The following is a 17,025-nucleotide window of genomic DNA, read 5'->3' as shown; positions in this document are numbered from 1 at the left end:
CGCCTGCCGGCCGGGCGTGCCCGGCCCGTTCCGGCGGCTTCCTGTCGATCACAAACCGCACAGCCGGTAAAGCCTTGGCCCCTATGGAGTGAATCCCGACAGAACCCCGCGACCCTTGGCCGGAACCTTCCATACGGTGGCCCCTCTTCGCTCATCACCACAACTGGGGGGCCGGTGCGCAACCACCGACTCGTAATGACCGCTGCCCTCGTGGCCGCCGGTCTCGGCATCATCCCGGGCACCGCGCAGGCGGCGGATCCCGTACCCGCCGCGGCCGGTGTGGCCGAGGCGATAGCCGAGGCATCCACCTCCAAGGGCTTCCACAGCCCGGCCGACCGTACGATCCGTACCGCCCTGCCCGCCGCCACCGCCGCGGGCAACGGCAAGGCGAACGCCAAAACCGCCGCGCCACAGACCGCACAGGCCGCACAAGCCCCGCAGACGGCGCAGGCCGCACAGGACGGGCCGGCCGCACTGGACGCGGGAGCCAACCCGACCCTCGCGGTCGACGTCAGCGGCACCAGCTACACCGCACACGGCATCGAGCTCACCACTCTGATCACCAGCGCCGACTTCGCACTCGGCGTCGTCATCGACTGGGGCGACGGGAAGACCGACACGCTCACCGCCCAGGGCACCGCCGAGCTGCACCACTCCCACACGTACGACAAGTCCGGCGAGTACCAGGTCAAGGTGACGGTGACCGACACCGCCAACGCCGTCCAGGCCGTCAACGGAGGCGCCTTCCTCACCCCCGGCTCCGACTTCACCCCGCACACCCCGACCCGGCTCCTCGACACCCGCTACGGCACCGGCACCGGCGCACCCGCGGCCAAGGTCCCCGGACAGGGCTCCGCCCGGGTCAAGGTGGCCGGCAACGCCTCCGTCCCGGCGGGCGTCACCGCCGTCGCCCTCAACGTCACGGTCACCGAGACCGTCGACAGCGGCTACGTGACCGCATGGCCCGGCACCGGCTACGACCGCCCGGGCACCTCCAACCTGAACTACACGGCCGGCCGGTCCGTCCCGAACCTGGTGATCGTGCCGGTCGGCGAGGACGGGTACGTGGAGCTCTACAACGGCGGCGGACAGCCGGTCGACCTGATCGCCGACGTCACCGGCTACTTCACCCGGGCCCAGGCCGCCGGCTACACCTCGATGGCGCCCGCCCGGTTCGTGGACACCCGTAAGGGCCTCGGCACCGGCACCGCCCCGGGCAAACTCGCCGCACGCAGCGCGTTCACGACCCGGATCAGCGGCCTGAACGGGGTGCCCGAGGGCATCACGGCCGTGGCGCTGAACGTCACGGTGACCGAACCCCAGGGGACGGGCCACCTGACCGCCTACGGCGACGGGCCGGTCCCGACGGCATCGAACCTGAACTTCGTGACCGGCCAGACGGTCGCCAACGCCGTGATCGTGCCGGTGGCCGCGGACGGGACGATCAAGGTCTTCAACGGGGCCTGGATGCCGGCCCACGTGGTCGTCGACGTCGTCGGCTACTACAGCAAGGACAGCAAGGCCGCCTTCCTGCCCTTCACCCCGTTCCGCACCCTCGACACCCGCGAAGAGGCCTACGGCTGGCCCGGCGGCCGGTTCCGGGCCCGCGAGTACATCACGCAGGGGTTCACACCCGAGGCCGCGACGGGTGTCGAGGCGTACGTACTGAACACCACCGTCACCGAGACCGGCGGAGACGGGTTCCTCTCGGTGGAGCCGAGCCCCTACCCGCTGCCGGCGCCCGGCGAGAGCGCCGCACCCGCCGCACCGCGCCCCGGCACCTCCACCCTGAACTGGACGGCCGGCGCGATCGTCCCGAACCTGGTGCAGGCCGGCGACGGCGACCACGGCGTCATCACCTTCTGGAACCAGGGCTACCAGGACGCCGACCTGGTGCTCGACGTCTTCGGCGTCTACCAGTCGAAGTGATGCCCGGGGGGCGGCCCGCCCGAGCGCGCCGCCCCCTGCAAGCCCCCACCGGCCCGGCCGTCGTTGAATGGCGGCATGGTCAGACGCAAGAAGGTGAAGAGGAAGCGCCCCGTCTTCGGCATTCCGAAGGGGATCGTCCTGCTGGCGACGCCGGAGGGCTGGCGCACCAGCATCCTCACCGTGGAAGGCGGAATGCTCTGCGGCCGCCTGGACGTGCCCACCGGCACCGGACCGCAGGAAGCACGGGCCGCGGCGGCGGTGATGGTGAGGGAACTCGCGCGCCACTTCCACGACACCGAGACCGAGGTGAAATGGGATCCGCCCCGGGAGCCCTGGTCATGGACCGCCCGGATCACCCCCACCGCCGGGAACGCACCTGCTTCGCCGGACACCGAAGACTGAACCGAACGGCAGACCCGGGCAGGGCTCAGGGCCTGCACAGCCGTACGGCGAGGGCGGCGATGTCGTCGTCGAGACCTCCTCTGCTGTAGTCGAGAAGGTCGCGGTGAAGGGCCGTGAGCAGCTCACGGGGCGGTGTCGGGGGCTGTCGGCGCATCCAGGCCGCCAACGGGAAGAACTCGCCGTCGCGGGCGCGGGTCTCGGCGATCCCGTCGGTATAGAGAAGCAGCAGGTCATCGGGGGCGAAATCGAAGGTGTCGACGTTGTAGTGGTCGCCGATCAGCTCCGCGAGACTCAGCAGCGCCGAAGGATTGGTGGGCTCCAGGAAACGGACCTTCCCGCCGTTCAGGAGCAGCGGCGGGGGATGCCCGCAATTGAGGATGCCGATACGTCTCCCCTCGTGCGGGATCTCGACGAGAAGGGCGGTGGCGAACCGCTCCATCGGCCCCTCGGGTGGAAAGGCGGCGTTGTAGCGGGTGCTGCTGGCATCCAGCCGGCGCGCGACGTTGACCATGTCCTTCTCGCTGTAGGCGGCCTCCCGGAAGGCATTGACGATCGCCGCGGCCGCCCCCACCGCCGGCAGGCCCTTGCCCCGCACGTCACCGATGAGCAGCCGCACCCCGAAGGGCGTGTCGACCACCTCGTAGAAGTCCCCGCCGATGCGTGCCTCGGCCGCGGCCGCCAGGTACAGCGCCTCGATCTCGATACTGCCGAAGCGGCGGGGCATGGGGCTGAGCACCACCTGCTGCGCCGCGTCGGCGACGAGCCGGACCTGGAAGAGGGTGCGCTCCCGCTGGAGCCGGACGTGGCTTCCGTACGCGGCCGCCACGGTGACCGCGATGATCCCCGAGGCCGTCCACCACGTCCCCAGATCGGGGAAGACGAAGCCGAGGCCGATCATCAGAAGGAGGCAGACCGTCCCGAGCAGAACGGTGGGAAGCACCGGCCACATGGCGGCGGCGAGGGCCGGCGCTGCGGGCAGGAGACGGCTGAAGGCCATTTCCGGAGGAGTGGCGTAGGCCAGGCTGGCGATGACGACGGTCAGGATGACCGGCGACAGCCGCACAAGTCTTCCCGGGCCGGGGCGCCGGCGGAGCCGCGGCCGTCCAGACTCGATCACACTTCACAGAATATCTACGTAATGAGGGCATAGCGCTCTGACGATCAGAGCCGGCCGCCTGCCCCGGATCGCGGGGCCGCCCGGCCGCCGGCCGTCGCATCGAGCCCTGCAGGCAGGCCGACCAGGCAAAACGCCTGACATCCGCCCCCCCGGCCCCCGGGCGGAGCCCCGGGGTTTCCGCAGACCGGAAACCCCGAAGCCCGCCCCGGAACCGGGCCCCGGCGCGAGAACCCGGACGGGGCTCCGGCCCCACCGCGGAAATCCGACCCGCGGCCAGCCCCACGACGTCCACGCACACCCGGTCCGCTGCGTACCGGCCCGGAGAACGTCCGTACCGGCCCGGAGAACGACGACGCCGGGCCCGACCGCCCCAGGCAGCCGCCCACGGCCCGCAGGCCGCCCCGCACAGCCCCCGCGGCGCTCCGCGGCCGCGAGCGGGCCGGCGAGGGGGCCGGCGAGGCGGCGACAGGCCTGGGTTCAGCGACGAGGCCCGAGCGTCGGCAGCCCACCGGAGACCGTCCGCACACTGCGGCCCGTGCTCTTCCTGTCCGCGGCCCGTCTCGCGGCAGGCAACGCACCGGCCATGCTCCGCAGCCGGCCCGCGGCTCCTGTGTCGCCGGCGCTTTCACACGCGGCAGCAGCACACCGCATGGCGGCCTGTGTCTGCCGCACCAGAAGGTCCCGGTGCGTCTCGAGGAAGCCGGTGACGCGCACAGCACCGGGAGCTCCGCGAACACACAGATGCAGCCGCTCCGGCCGGCCCGGCGGGGCGGGGGCGACGTAGAGGCGGGCAGTGCTCTCACCCGTGGCGATCGCACCGATCGCCGCAAGCGTCTTCTCGTCGCCGGGCATGAGGACACGCTCGTACCGACCGGGACTGCAGGGAGTCAGCGACGCTTCCGCCACCTGCCGGCCGCTCCATCGCACGCGCATCCCGACGCCCGGCTCCAGAGGAATTCCGCGGCGGGGACGACAGCCGAGAGGAGTTCGCGGGCCGCGCCGCGGATCGGCACGTATGTCAGGCGCAGGCGCAGGCGCAGGCGGTCGGCGGCGGGCGCGCGGGGAAGGCCGGGACCGCCCCGTTGCCGGTGCCGTCGTTGTTTCAGCTCCTCCGGGTCAACGGCTGCCCGGCGAAGCGCACCCCTGCCAGGCCATGGGCCATGAGGTTGCGGATGTTGCTGTGATCGGTGTCGTTCGGCGTTGCCAGCACGCTGCGGTAGTGCTCGCCGAACGCCTGCAGTGCTTCCTGGTCGCTCAGTCCTTCCAGCAGGGCCAGTGCCAGCGTCTTGCAGGAACCCTCGTTCTCACCTGCCGCGTTTTCCTGTTCACCGTTGCGGAATGCCTGCGGCTGGTATTCGAAATGCGCGGTGACGAACGCCAAGGTGTCGGCGAACTCGTGTTCACCTGACGCCAGGCTTGCCCGCAGCGAGTTCAGATCGGTCATGTCGGACTCCTTGGGTTGAACAGACGCTCCGATTGCCGTCCGTGACCGGGGGACGATACCCCCCTTCAGCCAGCCGGCAGGAATCCCGCCACATACCGGAACGCGCGGCATCTCCGCAGGTCACGATGTGTGCGTCGGTGTGCCCCGCCGAGAGCCGGTTTCGGTCCGGGCACGCACCGTCCAGGCGTACCGGGGCGCCCCGCACGCGCGGCCGGGGTCGGACTCTCGAGGGCCCCCGCTCCTCTCCGGAGCGTCCCGTTGGCCGTCAACTGCGGAGCGGGCAGGCCGCACGGAGCTCTCACGTACGCCGGTCGATGGTCACCGAAGTGCCGGAACTAGCCTGTGTCTGCGCCGGAACATGCCGCTCCGGTATATCGCGCGAGGTGGGGGACGTATGGGCAGGACCGTGGGCTGGGGCCGTGGCGCAAAGTGGGCTGCGGCCGCGGCACTTGTGACCGCAGCCGTTGCCGGAGGGGTCGCCCTCATGGCGGCCCCGGCCGAGGAGTACCCCGCCGGCGACGGCTGGATCCGGGAACCGGCGTCGTCGAAGACCGCGCTCCGCGCCGCACGCGACCCCTCGCGGGCCGCGGTCTCGGCGGAACTCGCCGCCGCGGCCGCGGCCGCCGGGATCCCTGCAGGCCCGGTCCCTACCTCGGACGGGGGCGGGACGGCCGACTGCATCGCGGACTGGACTGGCGACGGCCCCGCGGACGAGGCCCGACTGGCCGCCCTGGAGACCGCCTTGGAGGCACGCGGCTGGCAGGTCATGGCCCGCCGGGAGGGTCCCGTCCCGGGAGTGGCCCTGAGCAGCGGCCCCTGGCGGCTGGAGCTGCACAACGGAGGCCTCCTGAACACCGCCACCCTGGTCGCCAGGCGCATCACCGAGTCCTGCGACGAAGCATTCCGTCGCGAGGAGGAGACCCGGGGGCCACGAGGCTGACCGGCCGGGCAGGTCAGCCTCGAACAGGTCTCCGGCCCGCCGCTGCCCACCTGTTCCAGAGCGTCACCCCTCACCGGCCGCAGGTCATTTCCCCCACCCCGCGTGAGCCCGGACCATCCCCGCCGGTGTCGGGCTCGACTGGCGTCGACCCCGACACCGGCGAGTCGACATGGACCGCCACGGCCGGATCAACACCCCGCTGTGAAGGAGGCCGTGCGGTCCTCGTCGTTCATCCTGCCGTCCATGGAGACGGCGGTGCGCAGGATGCGGACGATCTCCTCCGCCGGGATCCCCCGGCTCGGTGGACCTCGTGCATGATCTCGCCGATGCAGGTGGCGGTCTCTACCGTTCGGGTGCGGGCGGGGCTTCGGAAGGGCTCTGCTCGGCGTGCCCGCTCCGGGGGCGGTGGTGCCAGGCCGCGTACAGGCCGGCCAGAGCGGAGGCGTAGCCGGCGAGAGCCTCGGGGGAGACACGGCCGACGAGGACGAGGACGACGCCGGTCACCAGGACCGCCAGGAACACGGCGAGATCTACGGGAAAGCTGCCACGCGGGGGACGACGGCTCGGCACGATGGTTCTCCTCAGTACATGGAAGGTCGCAGGACATCACCGCCGCCGCTCTGCCGCTGAGGCCGTGCCGCGGGGTGTGGTTCGAGCGTCACGTCCCGGCAATGGGTGCGCCAAGGGAAACGATCTTCTTTCCGCAACTGTCAACCGGGAGAACAGGCATGACGGGTGTTGCCGAGGAGGGAACCGGCGGCGAAGCCACCGCAGGCGCAGGGCCCCGGCCCGGCCGCCGACCACTCAACCCGCTGAAACCGGAGGTCTTCAGGAACCGTCCGCACAAGCTGGCGCTCGTCCGGCACCTCCGGTCCCTGATCGACGCCGCGGACCTGGCCAGCAAGAACGTCGCCCCGGGCGCGGCCATGAGCGCCTCGACCCTCTCTAAGAACCTCTCGGGCGACCGGCTTCCCCAGCGCTCCACGGTCGAGGCGATCGTCCAGCTCTGCGGGGCGAGCGACGAGGTCCGGTCCCTGTCGCTGCGCCTGCACACCGCGGCCCTCGGAGAGGTGCACCCGGCCTTCGCCGAGCGCCTGGCGATGGCCGACGCCTACGAGGAGACCGTCCTCCTCCATGACCGGGTCCAGGCCCGCCTGGAGGAGGTCATCGGCGAGCACCGCCGCCGGCAGGCCGCTTACGACGACCTCCTGGTCCGGCACGAAGCGACCGGCCAGGCCCTCACCGCAGCCGAGGACGAACTCCGTACCCGGCAGCATGACCATCAGCAGGAGACCGCCCGCCTGAACGCCCTGCTCCAGGAGGAACAAGAGGCTCGCCGACGGGACCGCACCGCCTTCGACGCCCGCCTCGACCGGGCGCGAGCCGACAGCGCGGAGCAGCTACGGGCCCGGGAAACGAAGGAAGCGCGCCTCGGCCAGGACCTGCTCGCACAGGAGAACGAGATCCAAATCGTCCGCGGGCTGCTGGAGGACTCGGCCGCCGAGGCGACAGCCCTCCGGCAGGAACGCGACCGCCTACGCGTCGAGTCCGCCCGGCTGCGCGAGGACCTGGTGAGCCTCCAGGCGGAACTCGCGGCAGCCGGAGCCGGCCAGGACGAACACGTCGAGGACCTGCCGCTCGCCCCGGCACAGCAGGCCGTCGGCCGGGTCCTCGACCGTCATCCCGCCCCGCGGGAGGACGGCGAAGAGACGGGGCGGCCGCCGGTTGCCCGGGACGCGACCCAGGCCGACGGCGGGGCCGGCATCCCGGTGGCCGCCCATCCGAAGCCGCAGCTGAGAGACCGCGTCGACAGGCTCCAGCTGGCATCCAGGGGCGCCTTCGTGGTCGGCGTGGTGCTCTTCGGCATCGGACTGTTCCAGTACACCGGGCCGGTGCTGGAAGCCCGCCTGACGGCTGCCGGAGGGTGGTTCGTCGGCAGCGGAGCCCTCGTGCTCTTCGTCGGGTTCATCCTCAAGGCTGTACGCGACGCGAGGTACTGCTCCGTCGACCCCACCGACTACGCATACATGTATGACCTATGACTTATGACCTCCTCGAAGGCGTGAGCGGCCCCGGGGTTGGGCCCCGCCCGGGGACGCTGGGGCCGCCCACGGCCGTCGGAGGCTGAGGGTGTTGTTCGGTCTGGTCCACGTCGTCGCGGCACGGGGTGCAGCAGCGGAATTGCCTGTGATCCTTCCCCGGTTCGCGGCTTACCGGTACATCGCCATCGCGGGTGTCGGCAAGCCGCTGGTTCCTGCTCATGCTGAGAGTCGTCCAACAGAAGAACCTCGCGGGCGGCCGGCCGTCGAGGGATCCCGCCCGGACATCGACGCTCGAAGCGCCCTGCCACCACTTCCGGCCCGCCCTGCCCGTACTGACGAACCGCGAAGCCAACCGCCGAGGTCAGTAGGTGTTCATGTACCAGATCGTGCCACCGAAAAAGATCGGAAGAGTGAACGCCATCTGCAGCACCCAGGGCACATCCGGCCCCTCGTCATCAGGCTTGGCCGGGTTCTCCGCACGCCACGTCATGAAGCTGCGCATGGCCTTCCAGTGCCCCACAACCCCCAGCGCGATCCCCAGGGTTATCCCGCAGTAGACGGGAAGTACCTCGCTCAGAGACCACTCTTGCTTGACGCTCGAGGCGGTGAGCACCACGAACCCTGCCACCGGGCCGCATGACACCCAGAGCTTTTGCCGCCAGTTCACCATCCCGGGCAACAGCGCGGCGAGATACACAACCACACTGATCGTGGCGAACAGCCACCACAGGGGAGAAGACTTATCCGGCATCAAAACCCTTTCATCTACCCTCGCGACCGTGGCCCGAAGGTTCCCCACCTCGCCCGCAACGGCCATCTGGCCAACCGGCCCAGCGGCGCAAGATCCACAGGACAACCCTAGTCGCCCGCTGATGACGAAGATCAGGAAACTGCCGGACGGTCTAACCCTTGACCTGCAGCTTCACGTTGGCGGAGCCCACTGGCCAGGCACCCGCCACCGCCTAGACCGCCTTTGATCAGGGCTGTGAGCGCGGCGGCCATGCCGGGCGCGGACCACGGGCGCCGGGCAGCGGAGCGTCGGCGGGCCGGAGGCCGCTCGTCCGGCAGCCCAACAGTGTGGGAGGTGGCCTCGTCCGTCGCGATGGGCTGCTCTTTCCCGGCTCCGCGTTCCCGCAATCGCGGCCCGCGTGCGCCACCGAGTTCACCCACGTCCTGGACAGCCCGGCGGGGCGGATCGGAGCGCCTGTTCGCATCTTGTTCTGGCGGCCGGGCCGCCCGCTGTCCGGGCATCGGCCGGAGGGCCCGCGGGAATTGGCTGGCAGGTGCATGACGGGATAGTGGGATTCGGGACTACCTTCTTAGGGCTCCGGAGGGGCGGCTGTCCGGACTCGCGGGCCACAGGCGGGCGGTGGCGGCGTCTCCAGTGCCCCGGCTCCGCCGAGGGGCCGGGTCCCCCCACGCATGAAGGAAGACGACCATGTCTCTGGGCACCTGGCTGAAAGTCGGCACCTCTGCCGCCGCGCTGGTCCTCGCGGCTGCAACCGCCGCGACCGCGGCACCCGCGCCCATACCGGACGCCACCGCAGCGATAGTGACACTCCGATACGACGACAGCCGAGCCGGCGGCTGGGAAGCGGCCATTGCGGCCGGGTCGCTTCCTGGAACGCGAACGTCAGCAACGTACGGCTGGTGGAGGCCGCGCCCGGGGCCCGGGCCGAGATCGTCATCGTGGCCACCACCGGCTGGCCGCAAGCCACCCTCGGTCCGGTCCGTCCGGGGCGACAGGTCCGAGTCGAACTCGGCGCGCAGGCCGTGAGCCAGGGGTACGACAAGACGCGCATCGCTGCGCACGAGCTGGGCCACAGCCTGGGCCTCCCGGACACCAAACCGGGACCGTGCTCGCAGCTGATGTCCGGGTCCAGCGCCGGGACGGCCTGCACCAACGCCGTGCCCAACGCGACGGAGCGGTCCCGCGTGCAGAACGCCTACGCGAACGGGTTCGCGGCAGCCGTGCCGACCGACGGCCGGGTACTCATCGACGCCCCCTGACCGGCGAGTCGGCGGGTGGGCCGGTGCGGGCTCCGGCTGGGACGGGACTCCCGTAGGGCGGCCGTGCCGGTCCACTGCCACGCCTTCCTCGGGAAGCAGTTTCGGGCGCGGGTACTGCTCAAGCGGTGAACTTCGTGGGCCCCTGCACCCACGGCTCGGAAGGCTCGTGGCCGAGCTGTCGAACTCTCCGGCGCCGGCTCGCTCGATCGCCTCGATCAGAAAGGAGCGGGCCCGACGGACCACCTCCCGTTCGCCCGCGCGCTCGCGCTGGAGCGCGCCGGCGGCGGCGAGGGTCTGCACCATGAACTTTCACCGACGGCAGGGGCGTGCCCCGTCGGTTCCTACCGTTGCCCGTCGCAGCCGCCCGCGAGCAGAAGCCGATGAGCGCCCAACCCGGCGTGAACTGATCCTCGGCGCGGAACAGCTCGGGGCCGGTGCGGACCGCGTCCACCTGGAAGGCCAGGTGGTCCGCGTCTGCCAGGACAGGCATGGCCGACCGTCCCATCGACACCACCGTCGGTCGTGGTGGCACATCACCGTGCGCACAGCCGTCCAACAGCACTGAGCGTCACCGCTCCACGGACGGGCCAGAACCCGGACTCGTGAAGTGCCCTGTTCGTCCCTGGGCGGCCGCACCGGCCGTAGGACACCGGTCCGGCCCGCCGGCTGGTGCCGGTGGACCGGACCCGTGCCGTCGCCGCTTCGCGACCGGGCAGCCTCGGGACTCAGACGATGTTCTTGTAGAGGTTCCAACCGGTACCGAACTTCACCCGGGCGGCGAAGGTCTCGGTACCGGCCTTGCCCGTCGAGGAGTACCGGTACACGACGCCGTTCGGAAGACGGCAGAGCAGGTCGCCCTTGCTGTCGCCGTCGATGTCACCCGGAACGAACAGCTTGTCGTACTGGTCGAAGCCGCTGCCCACCTGCTCCCGGGTGGCGAACGGCGCGGTGGCCGTGCCCGTGCCCTTGAAGAGGAACAGGCGGCCGGAGGCGTCCCGGGCGAGCAGGTCGGGCCGCCCGTCGCCGGAGTAATCGCCCGCGCCGACGAGCGCGTCGTAGCCGTTCCAGCCGGTGCCGACCTTGATGCGCGCGCCGAACCTGGTCACCAGCGCACCGTCGCCGGGATGGAGCCACAGAGTGCCGGCGGAGTCGCGACCGAGGAGGTCGCCCTTGCCGTCGCCGGTGAGGTCACCGGGGCCGACCGTCATGGTGTAGTTCCACGTCGTGCTGACCCGCTCGCCCTGGATGTACAGGTCGCTGCCGATGTTCTGCACGTAGGTCGCGTGGTTGCGGCTGTTGAGACCGGTGGCGTACGTGTTGCGGGAGCCGGGCGTCTCCTTGCCGGCCCAGACCGGTGGCGACCGGTAGTCGCCGTTGGCCAGGGCGCTGTACTTGGCGAGGTCGTCGTCCGCTTCGGTGCCGAGGTTCTGTCCCTTGCCGTAGAGCGGCGTGGTGCCCGCGCCGACGATGAACTTGTTGAATTCATAGCCACTGCCGAAGTACGCGGGTGCGGCGAACTTGCCGCCACCGACCGACTTGAACCAGTACTCCACGCCGTCCCGGTCGCGGGCGAGCAGGTCGCTCAGACCGTCGCCGTCACCGTCGTCCGAGCCGGTGATCACGTTGTACGCGTTCCAGCCGGTGCTGACCTTGACACGGGCCTTGAGCGGGGCGGTGGCGCTGCCGGCTCCCTTGTGGAACCACAACTCACCGCTCAGCGTACGGGTGAGGACGTCGCCCAGGCCGTCGCCGTCGACGTCGTCGGCTCCGACCAGTTGGTCGTAGATCCCCCAGCTGGAGCCGACCTTGACCCGCGTGTTGAAGGGTTTGCTCACGCTTCCGGTGCCGGTGTACAGCCACAGGTCGCCGGCGTGGTCCCGGGCCAGCAAGTCGGGATGGCGGTCTCCGGTCAGGTCGCCGGTGGCCATGACGCGGTTGTAGATCTGCCATCCGCGGCCCGACCAAAGGGGCGCCGACGTGCTCGTCAGGCCGGCTTCGTAGAGCGTGAGGACACCGTCGAAGGAGAGCGAGAGCAGCTCGGCCTTGCTGGTGCCGCCCACGTTGCCCACCGGCAGCAGGTCCTTGAACGAGGCGGAGGGGTCGGGGTCGGTCTTGTAGATCGTGTATTGGCTCCAGGTCGAGATCGACGACAGATAGACGGCCGTGGTCTGGTCGAACTCCATGACGATCATGTCGCTGATGCCGTCGCCGTCGACATCGTGCCGCGGCTTGGCGGCGGTCGGCGCCGCCGGCCGCACGGCGCGGTCGGGCATGACGACGCTCGGGTACTCGCGATCGCTGCCCGGTGCGGCCTCGGGGACCGAATCCGCCGCCGGGCCGGCCGATGGCCGGGCGGCGGCGGATTCGGGTATGCCGGGCTGCGGGGCGGCGCTGCTCGGGGCGGCGGCCAGGGCGCTGACGGCCAGGGCCAGTACGCCGCCGGCGGCCAGTGCACTCAGTCTTCCGCGGTGCGATGAAGTCAAGATCCCCCCTGAGGATCGAGCCGGGACCCGCCCGGACACGTCTCGCTGTTTGCCTGGAGACACACATCCACGCGTGAACGGTTCCCACTTCCAGTCGTGCCGCGCATGCCGTGCCATTGACCACGCCGGTGGACTTTTATGCGCCAATTCCTTTTCACCCAGGTGTAGTTGATGGGGTGAGGGACTCCGACCGGCGGGTCGGCCGCTGCGGCAGCGGCCGCTACCGCAGCGGCGGCTTCGCCGACGAGATCTCCCTGGTTGGCGCGCGCAAACGGACGGCGGGCAGGAATGCCAGGGTGGCCAGGAGGGGCAGAAGATGCCGATCGCGCCGACAGGGCCGAGGGCTACGGTGGCGGCGCTGGCTGTGACTGCCCCGGCGGAGCGTCGGACGGAGGCGGCGGCTGCCATGCGGTCGCCCGACTCAGGACCAGGACCCGCCCCCAGAACCCGTCCGGGCCGAACCGGTCCGCGCTCTGCACGCCGCCCACCGGGCCCTCGCGGCCGTCGTGGCCCCGCTGGAGGACGAGGACTCTTGGCAGCCCACCGGCTGTACGGGCTGGGCCGTCCGGACCTGCTCTTCCGCTGCCTCATGGACTGCCGGCGCGGCCTCGTGGCCCTGCACACCCAGGCCCCCGGACCGGTCGACCGGGACGCCGTCACCTACTGGATCGACTGGCGCCCCGGTACCGAGGGCGCGGCCAACGGCCGACGTCGGGCGCGGGTCAGCGCGGGCATGTTCCTGCGCTTCGACCAGTTGCGCGGGCTGCTCGGCCGCCCGCTCCCGCTCGACCCGCGTCCTTCTCCCTGTTCGGCTGACGGCACCGGTGTTCCTCAGGTCGCCCCGTCCTGTCCGGGAGGCCTGCGGCCGACGCTCGTGGGGCCGGCTTCGAGGAGACCGCGCCCGGTGAGGAACCCTAAGGGCTGTCCCGTAATCCCCGGCGGGCGCACGACGCCAGCTACGGCACCTCGCTGCGTTGTCGGATCGCCCGAATACGCCCGGTATGAGTACGACCCTCCGCCTTGCGATGCACCGCATCTGACGCCGTGCGCTGACCCACCGCGGATTACGGGACAGCCCTTAGGCGAAGGAGAACCAGTTGACGTTGACGAAGTCGGAGGGCTGGCCGCTGTCGAAGGTCAGATAGACGTCGTGGGTTCCGGTGGTGCGGCGGATGTCGGCGGGGACGGTGCGCCAGGCCTGCCAGCCGCCGGTATTGGCGACGGCGAAGCCGCCGACCGGGGTGGCTGTGGGGCTGTCGAGGCGGACCTGGACCAGGCCGCTGACTCCGCCGGCGGCCCCGGAAGCGACTCGGGCGTCGAAGCGGGTGGCGCCGGTGGAGCCGAAGGCGACGGCCGAGAACTTGAGCCAGTCGCCGTTGGACAGATGGCCGACGGCGGATCCGCCGCCGCCGTCGGAGCAGGCCTCGACCTGTGCTCCGGACTGGGCATTGAACGCTTCGGCCTGGATGGTGGTGAAGGCGCTGACCCCGCCGCCCGGGGCGGTGGCGGTGGCGGTCGGCGTCGGGGCCGGTGTGCCGCCGCCGGCCACACCGCCGACCGTGATGGTCCAGCGGCCGGGGGTGCCGGACTGCACCTTGCCCTCGAAGTCGACTCCGTCCGGGTGCACGTCGTCGTAGGGGAAGGCGTACCCGAGATGGTCGGGGGTGGTGTTGTGCAGGATGCGGGAGTAGTGGTTGGTGCGCGGCCGGGTGTAGAAGGCGGCGGGCTTCTCCGCGGTCGGCTGGTGGGGGTTGTCCAGCAGGGTGGTGCGGTTGAAGGCGGCGGCGAGCCGTGCGCTGATATTGCCCATCAGGTCGTTGCCCGTGGTGAAGGGCGCGTCGCTGCAGGAGAAGATCGAAAGGGTGGACGGCTTGGCGAAGCTGCCGACCCCGGGGAAGGCGAGGACGTCGCCGTTCACCCGGCCGGTGACGGTTCCCCAGGTGAACTGGGTGTCGATGCGCAGGTCGGTGGAGCGGTACTTGTTCCACACCTCGTCCACGTAGCCGTCGAAGTAGCCGCGGAACAAGTCGCTGTTGCCGCGTATCGCCAGGTTGGGACTGAGTACGCGCACGTCGCGGCCGCCCGCGGTGACGATCAGCCGGCTCCAGTCGCTGCCGTCGGCGGCGGACTGGGCCCGCAGCGCTGCGGCGACCCGGGACAGTCCGTCGGCGGGCAGCCCGCGCACCGTCTGGGTGCCCTGCCCGGTCTCCAGTTGGAAGGCGATCGGCAGCGAGACCATGTCGACGAACGTGATGTTGGCGTACAACTGGTCGCTGTTGAAGGTGAACTCGCAGAAGTCGTGAGCGATGTTCGCGTTGGGGTCGGTGGGGTTGCTCACCGACGGCAGGGCCAGACCGCCGCCGCGGTTCACCAGGAAGGTGAGCTTCGTGCCGACGGAGAAGTAGATACGGCCGCTGTCCAGGCGCGGCAGCGTCACCCTCCGCGCTCCGGCGCCGGACGCGTTGAGCGGGATGGCACAGTCGGCCCCGAGCGGGGTCTGATCGTTGGCCGGGGCCGGCGGGTGGTACAGGCTGGAGCCGTTGGCCTGGACAAAGGCCCAGGTGCCGCCGGCCGCGGGGTCACGGCCGAGCACATAGGCGTACACCGTGTTGTTGCCGGTGGTGTTCACCAGGTCCAGGGGGAGCGTGGCGGTGGTGGACGCGTTGGCGCTCATCTCGAGCCAGGCTGCCGCGGCGGGCACGGCCAGGGCCAGGCCCGCTGTCACGGCGAGGAGTTTTCTACGGGGCAGGGTTCGCTGGTGGCGAGCCGTCACGGTGGGGGTCCGTTCTTCTTCAGGTCGGGCGGGGGAGCGGTCGGACGCAGGGACGGGGGAGAGGGGAGGGCGGCGGGGCTGGTGGGTCAGCCGACCGTCCACTTCTGGTTGGCGGCGCCGGTGCAGGTCCAGGTCTGCAACCGGGTGCCGTCGGCGGAGGAGTTGCCCTTGGCGTCCAGGCACTTGCCCGCACCGGTGTTGGTGAGGTCACGGGCGGCGGTGTACGTCCACTTCTGGGCGTTGGTGCCGTTGCAGGTGTAGAGCTGGACGACGGCGCCGTCGGCGGTGGAGCCGCCCGCGACGTCCAGGCACTTGCCGAGGGCGCGGACGGTGCCGTCGCCGCCGATGGTCCACTGCTGGGCCGCGCTGCCGGTGCAGTCGTGCAGCTGGATGGGGGTGCGGTCGGCGTCGGAGCCGCCGGCGACGTCGACGCACATGCCGCCGATGCCACGGATCGGGCGTGCGGAGGGGGCGCCGGCGGAGGAGGCGCGGACGTAGTCGACGGTCATCGTCTGCGGGAAGGACGTGGAGGCGTCCGGGCTGCCGGGCCAGTCCCCACCGACCGCCAGGTTGAGGATGATGAAGAACGGGTGGTCGAAGACCCACTTGTTGCCGCCGGTGTCGGCCGGCGTGAGGGTCTTGTACGTGGTGCCGTCCACCGACCAGACGAGGGAGTTCGGGCTCCAGTCGACGGCGAACACGTGGAAGTCGTCGGCGAAGGCGCGGCCGCCGGGCAGGTTGTACGCGGCGCCGAGGCCGCCCGCTCCGGAGTAGCCGGGGCCGTGCACCGTACCGTGCACGGTGTTGGGTTCGCGGCCGATGTTCTCCATGACGTCGATCTCGCCGCTGCCCGGCCAGCCCACGCTGCCGAGGTCGTTGCCGAGCATCCAGAAGGCGGGCCAGATGCCCTGGCCGCGCGGGATTTTGATGCGGGCCTCGAAGCGGCCGTACGCCTGGGTGAAGGTTTTGGCGGTGTTCAGCCGGGCCGAGGTGTATTGGCACTGCCCGTACCAGCAGCCGAGGCCGGCGTCGGTGTTCTTCCGCGCGGTGATGACGAGGTTGCCCTGGCCGTCGAGCGCGGCGTTCGAGGTGCTGTTGGTGTAGTACTGCAGCTCGTGGTTGCCGAAGCCCGAACCGCCGGTCTCGAGCGTCCACTTGGCGGCGTCAGGAGCGCGGCCGGCCGCGCCGTCGAACTCGTCCGACCAGGTCTGCGCGACAACTGCGGCACCCGCGGGCGGGGCCATCGAACGGGTGAAGGACATGAGCACCGCCGCGACCAGGGCGGTGGTCACGAGGAGCACCACTCCGCCGAGAGAGCGGCGACGTGCGCGATGAGCAGCAGCCATGGGCATGGTTCCTTGTCTGAACGGGGGAGGAGGGGGGCGGGCCGGGCGAGCGGTGAAGAGTGACAGGAGGGGTACGAGAGCGCTCTCAAACGTGACGCAATGTCACCCGAGGCAGTGAGTATTACGGAGGGGTAACTGTCATGGCAACGTCAGGCGACACTCCTCGCACGCCTCTGACCTGGGGTTTTCTCTTGTGGCCTTCGGCTTAACGATCTCTTAAGGCTGGCTTGATGCAGAGAGGTGTGAATCGGAGCCTCACGTGATCGCCGGCCGGACGGCCGCCGCGGGTACTCCGTGCGGGCGTCCGGACCGCGTACTCCCGGCCCCGCACCCGGCCCCGGCCGACGGTTCCTCGTCCATGCGCCGGTGCCCGGCACCGCGCAGCCCGGCATTCGGTGCACCGGCGTGCGGTGCACCGGCGTCGGTCCGCGGCACACCGGACAGGTCGACGAGCAGCGCCGCCGGCCCCGTACCGGAAGCCGGGCGCCAGGCCCTTCCGGGTGGGGTGCTCGCGCCCGGAAGGACCTGGTGCCGCGCCG

At 71.0% G+C, this 17,025-nt stretch carries 11 protein-coding genes and 1 pseudogene; 5 read left to right on the top strand and 7 right to left on the bottom strand.

The annotated features are described in order from the left end of the window. The first annotated feature begins 195 nt into the window (after positions 1 to 195). Entirely contained in the window at positions 196 to 1,929 is a 1,734-nt protein-coding gene (locus tag OG753_RS00435) for a PKD domain-containing protein (RefSeq protein ID WP_327260090.1), read from the top strand. Positions 1,930 to 2,004: 75 nt separating this feature from the next. Beyond that, the gene (locus tag OG753_RS00430) at positions 2,005 to 2,331 is read left to right on the top strand and encodes a hypothetical protein (RefSeq protein ID WP_327260089.1); all 327 of its coding nucleotides are present in this window, start codon (positions 2,005 to 2,007) and stop codon (positions 2,329 to 2,331) included. Positions 2,332 to 2,356: 25 nt separating this feature from the next. On the opposite strand, the gene OG753_RS00425 is transcribed toward OG753_RS00430, so the two are convergent. Both OG753_RS00425 and OG753_RS00420 read right to left on the bottom strand, forming a co-directional pair. After that, the gene (locus tag OG753_RS00425; protein ID WP_327260088.1) at positions 2,357 to 3,394 is read right to left on the bottom strand and encodes a PP2C family protein-serine/threonine phosphatase; all 1,038 of its coding nucleotides are present in this window, start codon (positions 3,392 to 3,394) and stop codon (positions 2,357 to 2,359) included. Positions 3,395 to 4,550: 1,156 nt separating this feature from the next. Beyond that, positions 4,551 to 4,892 (bottom strand): HopJ type III effector protein, encoded by a 342-nt coding sequence (locus OG753_RS00420; protein ID WP_405786616.1) that lies wholly within the window; start codon positions 4,890 to 4,892, stop codon positions 4,551 to 4,553. Positions 4,893 to 5,376: 484 nt separating this feature from the next. Between OG753_RS00420 and OG753_RS00415 the strand changes: the two genes are divergently transcribed. Next, on the top strand, positions 5,377 to 5,832 hold the full coding sequence (locus OG753_RS00415; protein WP_327260086.1) for a hypothetical protein: 456 nt from the start codon (positions 5,377 to 5,379) through the stop codon (positions 5,830 to 5,832). Positions 5,833 to 6,174: 342 nt separating this feature from the next. On the opposite strand, the gene OG753_RS00410 is transcribed toward OG753_RS00415, so the two are convergent. Further along, the gene (locus OG753_RS00410) at positions 6,175 to 6,402 is read right to left on the bottom strand and encodes a hypothetical protein (RefSeq protein ID WP_405786615.1); all 228 of its coding nucleotides are present in this window, start codon (positions 6,400 to 6,402) and stop codon (positions 6,175 to 6,177) included. A gap of 158 nt (positions 6,403 to 6,560) precedes the next feature. On the opposite strand from OG753_RS00410, the gene OG753_RS00405 reads away from it, so the two are divergent. Beyond that, positions 6,561 to 7,874 (top strand): hypothetical protein, encoded by a 1,314-nt coding sequence (locus tag OG753_RS00405; RefSeq protein WP_405786614.1) that lies wholly within the window; start codon positions 6,561 to 6,563, stop codon positions 7,872 to 7,874. 361 nt (positions 7,875 to 8,235) lie between these two features. Here OG753_RS00405 and OG753_RS00400 read toward each other — a convergent pair whose 3' ends face one another. After that, entirely contained in the window at positions 8,236 to 8,691 is a 456-nt protein-coding gene (locus OG753_RS00400) for a hypothetical protein (RefSeq protein WP_405786613.1), read from the bottom strand. Positions 8,692 to 9,312: 621 nt separating this feature from the next. Here OG753_RS00400 and OG753_RS00395 point away from each other — a divergent pair. Beyond that, a pseudogene (locus OG753_RS00395) lies at positions 9,313 to 9,884 on the top strand (snapalysin family zinc-dependent metalloprotease). 725 nt (positions 9,885 to 10,609) lie between these two features. Here OG753_RS00395 and OG753_RS00390 read toward each other — a convergent pair. The 3 genes from OG753_RS00390 to OG753_RS00380 all read right to left on the bottom strand — a co-directional run bounded on the left by OG753_RS00390 (position 10,610) and on the right by OG753_RS00380 (position 16,486). Then, positions 10,610 to 12,367, bottom strand: coding sequence for an FG-GAP repeat domain-containing protein (locus OG753_RS00390; protein WP_405786612.1), 1,758 nt, complete (start codon positions 12,365 to 12,367; stop codon positions 10,610 to 10,612). A gap of 1,078 nt (positions 12,368 to 13,445) precedes the next feature. Beyond that, on the bottom strand, positions 13,446 to 15,092 hold the full coding sequence (locus tag OG753_RS00385) for a beta-1,3-glucanase family protein (protein ID WP_405786611.1): 1,647 nt from the start codon (positions 15,090 to 15,092) through the stop codon (positions 13,446 to 13,448). Positions 15,093 to 15,226: 134 nt separating this feature from the next. Next, positions 15,227 to 16,486, bottom strand: coding sequence for a family 16 glycosylhydrolase (locus OG753_RS00380; protein WP_405786610.1), 1,260 nt, complete (start codon positions 16,484 to 16,486; stop codon positions 15,227 to 15,229). Positions 16,487 to 17,025 lie beyond the last annotated feature (539 nt).

This window comes from Streptomyces sp. NBC_00029, from assembly GCF_045160505.1.
Lineage (GTDB): Bacteria > Actinomycetota > Actinomycetes > Streptomycetales > Streptomycetaceae > Streptomyces.
Note: the sequence above shows the minus strand (reverse complement) of the source record. Positions and strands in the feature narration are given on the sequence as shown.